Origin of the sequence: Pseudomonas sp. URIL14HWK12:I6 (assembly GCF_000514195.1) — a bacterium.
GTDB classification, from domain to species: Bacteria; Pseudomonadota; Gammaproteobacteria; order Pseudomonadales; family Pseudomonadaceae; genus Aquipseudomonas; species Aquipseudomonas putida_A.
Window position 1 is genome coordinate 762991 of sequence record NZ_AZVL01000001.1, and the last position, 12821, is coordinate 775811.

A 12821-nucleotide genomic window follows, 5' to 3' on the forward strand; every position below is an offset into this window, starting at 1 on the left:
ATGTTGTGGCCAGGGACTCTGATTGGAGCCGGAGCGGGTTTTGCGATCGCCAGCATTCCGGGGGCCATGCTTGGGGCATTGTTGGGACAGGCGCTGGATCGGCGCCTGCACCTGCAAAGCTGGGGGCACTTGCGGGAAAAACTCGGCGGACGGCCGATGTTGCGTAACGACGAATTGCTGTTCGTGTTGCTCGGGCGTCTGGCCAAAAGTGACGGGCGAGTGACGGACGGCCATATCCAGCAGGCGCGCCATGAAATGAACGCCCTGGAAATGAGCGAGCCGGCACGGCGGCGGGCGATTGCTGCGTTTAATCGCGGCAAGTCCGGCGGCGACCGCCTGCGCGGTTATCTGCGCCGCCTGAGTGCTCAGCCGCATGCCGCCGAAGGCGTGTTGCGCGCCTGCTGGCGGATGGTCTGGGCCGACGGTCGTGCGGGCGTCAGTGAGCGTGAATTGTTGGCGCAGTGGGGCAAGTGGCTGGGTTGGACAACCCACCAGATTCAGGCGCTGGCCAATGATTACGAGCCCAATAAACGGCCGATTGTCAGTGCCGCGGTGAGTTATCAGGAAGCGATGCGCCTGCTCGGGGTGTCGGCGACCAGCGAGCCGGCGCAGATCAAGCGCGCCTATCGCCGGCTGCTCAGTCGTCATCACCCGGACAAGATCGCCGGCAGCGGCGCGACGCCGGAGCAGGTGCGTGACGCGACCGAGAAAACCCGCGAGCTGCACAACGCGTTTACCCTGATTCGGGCGCGGCGGGATTTTCGCTGATCGTTGCCGTTAAAGATGGGGCGGCTGAAATGGCCTCATCGCGAGCAGGCTCGCTCCCACACTGATCGCATTCCTACAGATGGAATGCATTCAAATGTGGGAGCGAGCCTGCTCGCGAATGGGGCGACTCGGTCTATCAGTCAGTCTTCTGCGGATTCAACCAGCCACGCACCCGCCGGAACATTTGTTCCTGCTCAGCCTTTTTATCCGGTAACGCCTTGAGCGCCACTTGGCTGAAGGTCGAAGTCTTCAAGCGCTTGCTGGCCTGCATGCGCTCCAGCGCCGCGTTGCGATCCAGCGCCTTGTCCATGTAGAAAATGTCGGCGGTCGGCAACTTCAGGGTCGGTGTCAGCTCGGCCAATTGTGGCTTGGCCTTGCTCGGCGTTTGCGCATCGACCATCACCAGTTTCTCGACCTGGGAACTCTGCCGCTCGCTGAGAAAGCGCGCTGCCCAGTACGCGCCCGTACCGTGACCGAGGACCACGACCCGGCGTGCGCTTTGCTGCTCGGCGTAGGCGATCGCCGCATCGATCCGCGCAAAGATCCGTTCGGCATCAGCCTTGGATTGTTCTTCAGTCGTTTCGGCGACCACCTGATCCGCCACTTCCGCTTCACCGCCCGCCGCCTGTTCGATCGGTTGCGCAGTGGTGGAATCCTTGCTGCCACTTTCCGGGGCTTTCGGCGCGGCGGCGGGCGCAATCACCCGCGGTGCGATGACATCGCTTTGCAGATCCGGCAGGGTGATACTCAGGCTGCTCCACTCGACATCGGGCAATTTGCTGCGCAGTGGGCCGATCACTTGCGGCCAGTCAGCGGTTTCGCCGGCGCCGGGGACGATAATCACCGCACCTTTGGGCTCGGCAGTGTTGGCCGGTTTCCACAGGGCGAGGAAAGTATCGGCGCCGGCCTGCAATTGCTGCTGTTCTTGTGCCGGGACTTTGCGTTCCAGTGCTGCGGCTTCTTCCTGACTACGCTCAAGCAGTGGCTGGCGTTCGGCCGGTTTTTCGGCGGCCGGTTGCTCGGCGGTGGAGGCGGGCGCCGGATCGGCGGCTTCGACGGAAAACGCACAAGGCAGGATCAGCGACAGGCACAATGCTGGCATTGCCAGGCGGTAGACAGAGGGCATCGGTTATTCCAGGCCAGAAAAGTATCCCGGCAGCCTAATGGGTTGGTCAGAATTTGTCAGTGCAAGAGACTTCAATGATGCGTTTTTGCTGCCTGTGGGTTATCGGCTGGTTGTGTTTTCCCTTGATGGGCTGGGCGGCGTCTGCGCCGGCGGCGCATGCAGCGCTGTTGACGCCCGGCGAGCAGCAATGGCTGGCGCAGCACCGTGAGCTGCGTGCTGGCCTGGTATTGCAGGCGCCGTACGCGCAATACGACCGGCGCTTGCAGCGACTGTCCGGGGCTAATGTCGAATTGATGAAAGCGCTGGCCAAGACGCTGAACGTCGAGCTGAGCTGGCGCAATTTTCAGGACCTGGCGCAACTGGAAGACGCCGCCCGCGAAGGCGAAATCGACATCGCCCCGGGCCTGACCCAGACCCCGGGTGCGCTGCGCCTGTGGCTGTTTTCCGATCCTTACATGCGTGTGCCGCAACTGGTGGTCAGCGACCAGAAGAGCGGCGGCGTGGTCGAGCTGGAAAAGCTCGACAGCCTGTCCCGCGTCGCGGTGCGCATGCCCAGCGTCACCGCCGATTATTTGCGCAGCAATTATCCGCACCTGAATCTGCAAGGCGTGCCGCTGGAGCGTCAGGCGCTGCAACTGTTGTTGACTCAGCAAGCGTCCTACGCCGTGATAGATGAAGCACAACTCGGGCGGTTGTCCGCCGAACCTGAGTTCGCCGGGTTGGTGGTGGTCGGCGATATCGGCTTGCCGCAGCTGTTGCGGGTTGCCACGCGGCGCGACTGGCCGCAATTGGCCGGGATCATCGAAAGCGCCTTGCGAGCGATCCCGGCCAAGGATCTGGAGCGCCTGCACAACCAATGGCTGCAACCCAAGTACCCACGGCTGACGGAATCGCCGGGGTTCTGGCAGAACCTCAGCCTGTTGTTTGCGGTGTTGTTGCTCAGTTGCCTGGCCATCGTTGTCTGGCAACGACGCCAGCAACACAGCCTCGAACAGCGTCTGCTGGCTGCACGTGAAGACATCGCCCTGCGCGCGGCCAGCGAAGAAGCCTTGCGCCTGACCCAGTTTTCCATCGACCAAAGCACCGTCGGCATTCTCTGGGTCAACTGGGATAGCCATGTGCGCTACGCCAACCGCGCTGCGGAGCACATGCTCGGTTATCCACAGGGCGCGCTGATCGAACGGCCGCTGATCGACTTCGAACCCGGCCTGCACATGGATCGCTGGCTCAACCTGTGGAAACGCGCGCGGGCCAGTGAAGAAGGGCCGCTGAGTTTTGAAACCAGTTGCGTGCGCGCCGATGGCAGCATCCTGCCGGCGGACGTCTCGCTGAGTTTTCTGCGTTTTCGCGACAGCGAGTATCTGGTGGTTTATCTCACCGACGTCACCGAGCGCCGCCGCGCCCTGGCCGCGTTGCAGGAAAGTGAAGCGCGCCTGCAAGGCATCGCCGCCAACGTACCGGGGCTGGTGTTTCGCCTGGAGCGGGCGCCGGTGACCGGGCAGATCGATTTCGCCTACATCAGCGAGGGCAGCGAGAGTCTGGTCGGCTATGCGCCGGCCGCCATCGCCCATCGCGACATGGGCTTGCGCAGTCTGGTGCACCCGGACGACAGGGCCAGTTACCACCAGACTCAGGATCAAGCGCTGGACACTGACAGTGACTGGTCGTGGCAGGGTCGCATCCTCACCCGTCAGGGCGAGCAGCGCTGGGCCGAGATCAAGGCAATCACCCGACAGCTGGAGGATGGCGCCTATGTCTGGGACGGCATCGTCTGGGACATCAGCGAAAGCAAACGTATCGAGCTGGAGCTGGCCGCCTCCCGCGAGCAACTGCGCGAATTGTCGGCGCACCTGGAAAGCGTGCGCGAAGAAGAAAAGGCGCGGATCGCCCGGGAAGTGCACGATGAACTGGGGCAGATGCTCACGGTGCTGAAACTGGAAACCTCGATGTGCGAACTGGCCTATGCGCAGCTCGACCCGGGGCTGCACGAGCGCTTGAACAGCATGAAGCGCCTGATCGCCCAGTTGTTCCAGCTGGTGCGTGATGTGGCGACGGCGTTGCGCCCGCCGATTCTCGATGCCGGGATTGCTTCAGCGATCGAGTGGCAGGCGCGGCGCTTCGAGGCGCGTACGCAGATTCCGTGTCTGGTGCAGGTGCCGGACAATCTGCCGGCGCTCAGCGATGCCAAGGCGATCGGGCTGTTCCGAATCCTGCAGGAGGCGCTGACCAACGTCATGCGCCATGCTCAGGCGCATACTGTGGAGCTGACACTGGCGCTGGAAGGCGACGAGTTGTGTCTGACGGTCAGCGACGATGGCGTAGGCTTTGTCGCTGCGGCGGATCGGCCGACGTCCTTTGGTTTGGTCGGTATGCGCGAGCGGGTGCTGATCATGGGCGGACGCTTGTTGCTTGAGAGTGAGCCGGGGGAGGGCACCAGTCTGAATGTGTGGGTGCCGGTGAGTGAGGTTTGAAGGTTTGTGGTGTTTGAGCTGACGCTATCGCGAGCAGGCTCGCTCCCACATTGGAATGCTCTTCCCTGTGGGCGCGAGCCTGCTCGCGAATGACCTTGGCGCTGAATAAGAATAATGGAGAACAACGTGATCCGTGTATTGGTAGCCGAAGACCACACCATCGTCCGTGAAGGCATCAAGCAATTGATCGGCCTGGCCAAGGATCTGCAAGTGGTGGGGGAGGCGAGCAATGGCGAACAGTTGCTCGAAACCCTACGCAGCGTGCCGTGTGAAGTGGTGTTGCTGGACATCTCGATGCCTGGCGTCAATGGGTTGGAGGCGATCCCGCGGATTCGCGCGCTGAACAATCCACCCGCGATTCTGGTGCTGTCGATGCACGACGAGGCGCAAATGGCCGCCCGTGCGCTGAAGGTCGGCGCCGCCGGCTATGCGACCAAGGACAGCGATCCGGCATTGTTGTTGACGGCGATTCGCAAAGTGGCGGCCGGCGGACGCTACATCGACCCGGAACTGGCCGACCGCATGGTCTTCGAAGTCGGCCTGACCGACACGCGTCCGTTGCATTCGCTGCTGTCCGAGCGTGAGTTCTCGGTGTTCGAACGCCTGGCCCAGGGCGCCAACGTCAACGACATCGCCCAGCAACTGGCGCTGAGCAGCAAGACCATCAGCACCCACAAGGCGCGACTGATGCAGAAGCTCAATATCACCTCGCTGGCCGAACTGGTGAAATACGCGATGGAACACAAACTCCTCTAAAGATTACCGCAATCAAAATTGTGGGAGCGGGCTTGCCATTGCGGGCATATCCATTAGCGACAGGCGCTTTTGCCTGTTCTTGCGGCTCGCAGCATGGCGCTCGTCGCTCGCTTGCCAAAACGCGCCATCCTTGTAGGGCAATCCCTACCCCCAACCTTCCATCCGGCTGAGGCGATTCTCTCCTGCGCCCCGATTTGCGTGGCTGGCGCCAGCCACTAGGCTTAATCCACAGCAGTTACCAATAACAAAGGTGTGGGTATGAGCCAGGTCGATTCAAACGCAGGGGCCAGTGACGTGCTGGTCAGCTTTCGTGGAGTGCAGAAGAGCTACGACGGCGAGAACCTGATCGTCAAAGACCTCAACCTGGACATTCGCAAAGGCGAGTTCCTGACTCTGCTCGGACCGTCCGGCTCGGGCAAGACCACCAGCCTGATGATGCTCGCCGGGTTCGAAACCCCGACCGCCGGCGAAATCCTCCTGGCCGGCCGTGCAATCAACAACGTGCCGCCGCACAAGCGCGACATCGGCATGGTGTTCCAGAACTACGCGCTGTTCCCGCACATGACCGTGGCCGAGAATCTGGCCTTCCCGCTGACCGTACGTGGCCTGAACAAGAGCGACGTCAGCGACAAGGTCAAGAAAGTCCTGAGCATGGTCCAGCTCGACGCCTTCGCTTCGCGTTATCCGGCACAACTCTCCGGCGGTCAGCAGCAGCGTGTAGCGCTGGCCCGGGCGCTGGTGTTCGAACCGCAACTGGTGCTGATGGACGAACCGCTGGGCGCACTCGACAAGCAACTGCGCGAACACATGCAGATGGAGATCAAACACCTGCACCAGCGCCTCGGCGTGACCGTGGTCTATGTGACCCACGACCAGGGTGAAGCCCTGACCATGTCCGACCGCGTCGCCGTGTTTCATCAGGGCGAGATCCAGCAGATCGCGCCACCGCGCACGCTCTACGAAGAACCGAAAAACACTTTCGTCGCCAACTTCATCGGCGAGAACAACCGCCTCAACGGCCGACTGCTCAGCCAGAGCGGCGAGCGTTGCGTGGTCGAGTTGGGCCGGGGCGAGAAGGTCGAGGCGCTGGCGGTCAACGTCGGCCAGACCGGCGAACCGGTGACCCTGTCGATCCGTCCGGAGCGCGTCAGCCTCAACGGTTCGAGCGACCAATGCGTCAACCGCTTCTCAGGGAGGGTGGCGGAATTCATCTATCTGGGCGACCACGTCCGGGTGCGCCTGGAAGTCTGCGGCAAGACCGACTTCTTCGTGAAACAGCCGATTGCCGAGCTCGATCCAGCGCTCGCGGTCGGCGACGTGGTTCCGCTTGGCTGGCAGGTCGAGCACGTTCGCGCACTCGATCCTCTTCTAGAGGCGCACTAAGCGCCCCGGCAATACCAACACCAACCCTGCACGTGGAGAGAACAATAAATGTTGAGATCCCTGAAGTTCACCGCCCTGACCCTGGGCCTGATGGGTGCGGCCAGCGCTATGGCCGCCGGTCCCGATCTGACTGTGGTGTCGTTTGGCGGGGCGAACAAGGCGGCGCAAGTCAAAGCCTTCTACGCACCGTGGGAAGCGGCGGGCAACGGCAAGATCGTTGCCGGCGAGTACAACGGCGAAATGGCCAAGGTCAAAGCCATGGTCGACACCAAGAGCGTGTCGTGGGATCTGGTGGAAGTCGAATCGCCAGAGCTGTCCCGTGGTTGCGATGAAGACATGTTCGAACAGCTCGACCCGGCGCTGTTCGGCAAGACTGAAGACTACGTCAAAGGCGCGATTCAGCCATGCGGCGTGGGCTTCTTCGTCTGGTCGACCGTGCTCGCGTACAACGCCGACAAGCTGAAAACCGCGCCAACCAGTTGGGCCGATTTCTGGGACACCAAGAAATTCCCGGGCAAGCGTGGCCTGCGCAAAGGCGCCAAGTACACCCTGGAATTCGCGCTGATGGCCGACGGTGTTGCACCGAAGGACGTTTATAAAGAGCTGGCGAGCAAGGGAGGGCAGGATCGCGCGTTCAAGAAACTCGATGAACTCAAGCCGAGCATTCAGTGGTGGGAAGCCGGCGCGCAACCACCGCAATACCTTGCTTCCGGTGACGTGGTCATGAGCTCGGCCTACAACGGTCGCATCGCCGCCGTGCAGAAAGAATCCAACCTGAAAGTGGTGTGGAACGGCGGCATCTACGACTTCGATGCGTGGGCCATCCCGAAAGGTCTGGACGCCAAGCGCGCCGAAGCGGCGAAGAAATTCATCGCCTACTCGGTTCAGCCGCAGCAACAGAAGACCTACTCGGAAAACATCGCCTACGGCCCGGCCAACACCCAAGCCGTACCGCTGCTGAGCAAGGACGTGCTGAAAGACATGCCAACCACCCCGGAAAACATCGCCAACCAGGTGCAGATCGACGTCAGCTTCTGGGCTGACAACGGCGAGCAACTGGAGCAGCGCTTCAATTCCTGGGCTGCGAAATAAGCAAGGCCTGGTGATGGTGGGCTTGCCTACCCCTGTGGGAGCGAGCCTGCTCGCGAAAGCGGTAGATCAACCAGCATAGATGTTGAATGTGCTGGCCTCTTCGCGAGCAGGCTCGCTCCCACAGGTAGCTGTGTTTCAACACAACAGAGGTGGTTCGCCACCTCTGTAACGATCAAAGATTTGCGGAGTACGTCATGGCCATCGCCGTTCCCCTGAACGAGGGCGCCAGCCCCACCTTGAAGCAGAAGCTCAAGCGCGCCGAGCGGGTCAACCGCTGGAAGGCCCAGGCGTTGATTGCGCCGCTGGTGCTGTTTCTGTTGCTGGTGTTTCTGGTGCCGATCGTGGCGCTGCTCTACAAAAGCGTCGGCAACCCGGAAGTGGTCGGCGGCATGCCGCGCACCGTGGCGGCCATCGCCAGTTGGGACGGCCGTGGCCTGCCCGCTGAACCGGTGTACAAAGCGGCCGGCGAAGATCTCGCCGAAGCCCGCAAAAACCAGACGCTGGGCGATCTGTCCAAGCGCTTGAACATGGAGTTGGCCGGCTATCGCAGCCTGCTGACCAAAACCGCCCGGGCGCTGCCCTTCGCCAGCGAACCGGCCTCCTATAAAGAAGCCCTCGAAGCGCTCGATGAGCGTTGGGGCGATCCGGCCTACTGGCAAGCGGTCAAACGCAACACCAGCAGCATCACGCCTTACTACCTGCTGGCGGCGGTGGATCACCGTATAGATGATCTCGGCGAACTGGCCCCGGCCACCCCGGATCAGGCGATCTACCTCGACATCTTCGCCCGCACGTTCTGGATGGGCCTGATCATCACCGTGATCTGCCTGCTCCTCGCCTATCCACTGGCCTACCTGCTGGCGAACCTGCCATCACGGCAGAGCAACCTGCTGATGATTCTGGTGCTGCTGCCGTTCTGGACCTCGATTCTGGTGCGGGTCGCGGCGTGGATCGTGTTGCTGCAATCGGGTGGACTGATCAACAGCGCACTGATGGCGATGGGCATCATCGATAAGCCGCTGGAGCTGGTGTTCAACCGCACCGGGGTCTACATCTCGATGGTGCACATCCTGCTGCCGTTCATGATTCTGCCGATCTACAGCGTGATGAAAGGCATCTCGCCAACCTACATGCGCGCCGCCATCTCGCTGGGCTGCCATCCGTTCGCCAGTTTCTGGCGGGTGTATTTCCCGCAGACTTATGCCGGCGTCGGTGCCGGTTGCCTGTTGGTGTTCATCCTCGCCATCGGTTACTACATCACCCCGGCGCTGCTCGGCAGCCCGAACGATCAGATGGTCAGCTACTTCGTCGCGTTCTACACCAACACCAGCATCAACTGGGGCATGGCCACTGCGCTGGGCGGCTTGTTGCTGCTGGCGACCGTGGTGCTTTATCTGATCTACAGCTGGCTGGTGGGCGCCAGTCGCCTGCGCCTGAGCTAAGGGGAATTTGAAATGCTGAGTCCTTACATGTCGCCCATCGAACGGGTGTGGTTCTACAGCTTGCGGATCCTCTGCGGCCTGATCCTGCTGTTCCTGATTCTGCCGGTACTGGTCATCGTGCCGCTGTCGTTCAACTCGGGCAGTTTCCTGGTGTATCCGCTGCAGGGCTTTTCCCTGCACTGGTATCAGGACTTCTTCGCCTCGGCGGAATGGATGCGTTCGCTGAAGAACAGCATCATCGTCGCCCCCGCGGCGACCGTGCTGGCGATGGTCTTCGGAACCCTGGCCGCGATCGGCCTGACCCGTGGCGACTTCCCCGGCAAGGCGCTGGTGATGGCGCTGGTGATTTCGCCGATGGTGGTGCCGGTGGTGATCATTGGTGTGGCGAGTTATCTGTTCTTCGCACCGCTGGGACTGGGCAATAGCTTCTTCTCGCTGATCGTGGTGCACGCGGTGTTGGGTGTGCCGTTCGTGATCATCACCGTGTCGGCGACGTTGCAGGGGTTCAACCACAATCTGGTACGCGCTGCGGCGAGTCTTGGTGCATCGCCACTGACGGCGTTCCGCCGGGTAACCTTGCCGCTGATTGCACCGGGGGTGATTTCCGGGGCGCTGTTTGCCTTCGCGACGTCGTTCGATGAGGTGGTAGTGACGCTGTTCCTCGCCGGCCCCGAGCAGGCGACTCTGCCACGGCAGATGTTCAGCGGGATCCGCGAGAACCTCAGCCCGACGATTGCGGCGGCGGCAACCTTGCTGATCGCTTTCTCGGTGATCCTGCTGCTGACCCTTGAATGGCTGCGTGGCCGCAGCGAAAAACTGCGTACCGCCCAAGTCTGAGGACGAACCCGGTCAAAACTGTGGGAGGGGGCTTGCTCCCGAAAGCGGTGGATCAGTTGAAGCAGATGTCGACTGACACACCGCTTTCGGGAGCAAGCCCCCTCCCACATCAGAGGTATGTAGCCCTTTCCACTCAGTCATTCATGGAGTGAATACCAGACAACCCCAAACCCTCAGCTACGCTTGTGCTCAGCTCCCACATCTATAAGAGGCTGCGCACAATGAGTCTGTCCCAGTTCAAAATCGCTCACAAACTGATCACCGGCGCCGGGGCCATCGAGCAACTGGCCGCCGAACTCACCCGCCTCGATATCGACAACCCGCTGATCGTCACCGACGCCGCGCTGGTCAAGTCCGGCACCGTGGAGCTGGCGCTGTGCCAATTGGGCGGGCGCGAGTACGAGATTTTTGACCGGGTGCTACCGGACCCGGAAATCGCCATCGTCGAAGATTGCATGCGCGTCTATCGCGAGGGCGGGCATGACGGCTTGATCGGTCTCGGCGGCGGCAGTGCCATCGACATCGCCAAGAGTGTCGCCGCGTATGCCGGATACCACGGCGCGCTGGAAGACCTGTTCGGCGTTGATCAGGTGCCACGCAAAGGTCCGCCGCTGATCGCCATCCCGACCACCGCCGGCACCGGCTCGGAAGTGACCAACGTCGCCATCCTCTCCGACAAGGTCGCGCAACTGAAGAAGGGCATCGTCAGCGATTATCTGTTGCCGGACGTTGCGCTGGTCAGTCCGCAAATGACCCTGACCTGCCCGCGCAGCGTCACCGCCGCCAGTGGCGTCGATGCGCTGGTGCATGCCATTGAATCCTATCTGTCGGTCAACGCTTCGCCGATCACCGATTCGCTGGCGCTCGGCGCAATCAGGTTGATTGCCAGGTCGCTGCCCAAGGCCTATGCCAATGGCGCCAATCTGCAGGCCCGTGAGGACATGGCCACCGCCAGCCTGATGGCCGGGATGGCGTTCGGCAATGCCGGAGTCGGCGCGGTGCATGCGTTGGCCTATCCGTTGGGCGGGCGCTTCAACATCGCCCATGGCGTCAGTAACGCCTTGTTGCTGCCGTACGTCATGACCTGGAACAAGATGGCCTGCGTCGAGCGCATGCAGGATGTCGCCGAGGCCATGGGGGTGAAGACCGCGCATCTGAGCGCCACCGAGGCGGCGGACAAAGCCGTGCAGGCAATGACCGAACTGTGCGCTGCGGTGGAAATTCCGGCCGGGCTGCGCAGTTTCGGTGTGCCGGAAGAGGCGATCCCGGCCATGGCCGTGGAGGCCGCGGGAATCGAGCGTTTGATGCGCAACAACCCGCGCAAGCTCAGCGCTGCGGATATCGAGAAGATCTACCGAGCGGCGTACTGATCATCGCGGTCACGGTGCGCGCACGGAAACTTGAGGTATACAATGCGCGCCATCGTGATTTAGCTCAGAAAAGGTGCGTCATGCAGCCCTTCGTAATTGCTCCGTCGATTCTCTCCGCCGACTTCGCCCGCCTCGGCGAGGAAGTGGACAATGTTCTGGCCGCCGGTGCCGACTTCGTTCACTTCGATGTCATGGACAACCACTACGTGCCGAACCTGACCATTGGCCCGATGGTTTGCGCGGCCCTGCGCAAGTACGGCATCACTGCGCCGATCGACGCACACCTGATGGTCAGCCCGGTGGATCGCATCGTTGGCGACTTTATCGAGGCCGGCGCGACCTACATCACCTTCCACCCGGAAGCCACGCTACACGTCGATCGTTCGCTGCAACTGATCCGTGAAGGCGGCTGCAAATCCGGCCTGGTGTTCAACCCGGCGACCCCGCTGGACGTGCTCAAGTACGTGATCGACAAGGTCGACATGGTCTTGCTGATGAGCGTCAACCCGGGCTTCGGCGGGCAGAAGTTCATTCCTGGCACCCTCGACAAACTGCGCGAAGCGCGGGCGATCATCGATGCCTCGGGGCGTGACATCCGTCTGGAAATCGACGGCGGGGTCAACGTCAACAATATCCGTGAAATCGCGGCCGCTGGCGCTGACACCTTTGTGGCCGGCTCGGCAATCTTCAATGCGCCGAACTATCAGGAAGTCATCGACAAGATGCGTTCCGAACTGGCGCTGGCGCGCCCATGAGCGGTTTTGAGCAGCTGTTCCCGGGGCAACTGCCACGGTTGGTGATGTTCGATCTGGATGGCACGTTGATCGACTCGGTTCCCGACCTGGCGGCGGCGGTGGACACCATGCTGCTCTCCCTCGGCCGCAAGCCTGCCGGTATCGAGGCGGTGCGCGAGTGGGTCGGCAATGGCGCACCGGTGCTGGTGCGCCGGGCGCTGGCCGGTGGCATCGATCATTCGGCGGTGGATGACGTCGAGGCCGAGCACGCGCTGGAAGCATTCATGGAAGCCTATGGCGCGAGCCACGAGTTGACCGTGGTCTATCCCGGCGTACGCGACACTCTCAAATGGCTGCACAAACAGGGCGTGGCCATGGCATTGATCACCAACAAGCCGGAGCGTTTTGTCGCGCCGTTGCTGGATCAGATGAAGATCGGCCGCTACTTCAAATGGATCATCGGTGGCGACACCCTGCCGCAAAAGAAACCCGACCCGGCGGCACTGTTCTTCGTGATGAAGATGGCCAACATTCCTGCCTCGCAATCGCTGTTCGTCGGCGACTCGCGCAGCGACGTACTGGCGGCGAAAGCGGCGGGGGTCAAGTGCGTGGCGCTGAGCTACGGCTACAACCACGGTCGACCGATTGCCGAGGAATCCCCGGCACTGGTGATCGACGATCTGCGCAAGCTAATTCCCGGTTGCCTCGGTACTGCCGCTGAGATAACGTTGCCCGACGCTTCTCAATCTCCTTCTGGAAACGCCATCGTGGTGGTCACCCGCAAACTCTGGATGAAAGTCATCAAGGCCCTGGCCCGCTGGCGTTGGCGCGCCTGACTGATG

The 12821-nt window shown here is 61.9% G+C and carries 11 protein-coding genes; 10 read left to right on the forward strand and 1 reads right to left on the reverse strand.

Annotation, left to right across the window (positions count from 1 at the left end):
- On the forward strand, positions 1–768 hold the full coding sequence (locus H043_RS0103460; RefSeq protein ID WP_027610724.1) for a TerB family tellurite resistance protein: 768 nt from the start codon (positions 1–3) through the stop codon (positions 766–768).
- Positions 769–904: 136 nt separating this feature from the next.
- Here H043_RS0103460 and H043_RS0103465 read toward each other — a convergent pair whose 3' ends face one another.
- Positions 905–1894: an alpha/beta hydrolase family protein gene (locus H043_RS0103465; protein ID WP_027610725.1), complete on the reverse strand. Its 990-nt coding sequence runs from the start codon at positions 1892–1894 to the stop codon at positions 905–907.
- Between the two features lie 74 nt (positions 1895–1968).
- On the opposite strand from H043_RS0103465, the gene H043_RS0103470 reads away from it, so the two are divergent.
- The 9 genes from H043_RS0103470 to H043_RS0103510 all read left to right on the forward strand — a co-directional run bounded on the left by H043_RS0103470 (position 1969) and on the right by H043_RS0103510 (position 12815).
- A complete protein-coding gene (locus H043_RS0103470; protein ID WP_027610726.1) occupies positions 1969–4365 on the forward strand; it encodes a transporter substrate-binding domain-containing protein in 2397 nt (798 codons plus the stop codon).
- 114 nt (positions 4366–4479) lie between these two features.
- Positions 4480–5121, forward strand: coding sequence for a response regulator transcription factor (locus H043_RS0103475; protein ID WP_177325596.1), 642 nt, complete (start codon positions 4480–4482; stop codon positions 5119–5121).
- A 258-nt stretch (positions 5122–5379) separates the two neighbouring features.
- On the forward strand, positions 5380–6504 hold the full coding sequence (locus tag H043_RS0103480) for an ABC transporter ATP-binding protein (protein ID WP_007966453.1): 1125 nt from the start codon (positions 5380–5382) through the stop codon (positions 6502–6504).
- 48 nt (positions 6505–6552) lie between these two features.
- Complete coding sequence (locus H043_RS0103485; RefSeq protein WP_027610727.1) at positions 6553–7596, forward strand: ABC transporter substrate-binding protein; 1044 nt, start codon at positions 6553–6555, stop codon at positions 7594–7596.
- A 194-nt stretch (positions 7597–7790) separates the two neighbouring features.
- Positions 7791–9038, forward strand: coding sequence for an ABC transporter permease (locus tag H043_RS0103490; protein ID WP_027610728.1), 1248 nt, complete (start codon positions 7791–7793; stop codon positions 9036–9038).
- Positions 9039–9050: 12 nt separating this feature from the next.
- A complete protein-coding gene (locus H043_RS0103495; protein WP_027610729.1) occupies positions 9051–9875 on the forward strand; it encodes an ABC transporter permease in 825 nt (274 codons plus the stop codon).
- A 221-nt stretch (positions 9876–10096) separates the two neighbouring features.
- Positions 10097–11245 carry an iron-containing alcohol dehydrogenase gene (locus H043_RS0103500; RefSeq protein ID WP_027610730.1) on the forward strand — a complete coding sequence of 383 codons (1149 nt, stop codon included), beginning with the start codon at positions 10097–10099 and terminating at the stop codon, positions 11243–11245.
- A gap of 80 nt (positions 11246–11325) precedes the next feature.
- Positions 11326–12000: a ribulose-phosphate 3-epimerase gene (gene rpe / locus H043_RS0103505; RefSeq protein ID WP_003228808.1), complete on the forward strand. Its 675-nt coding sequence runs from the start codon at positions 11326–11328 to the stop codon at positions 11998–12000.
- Entirely contained in the window at positions 11997–12815 is an 819-nt protein-coding gene (locus H043_RS0103510; protein ID WP_027610731.1) for a phosphoglycolate phosphatase, read from the forward strand. The genes rpe and H043_RS0103510 overlap by 4 nt, the downstream gene beginning before the upstream one ends.
- Positions 12816–12821: the final 6 nt, after the last annotated feature.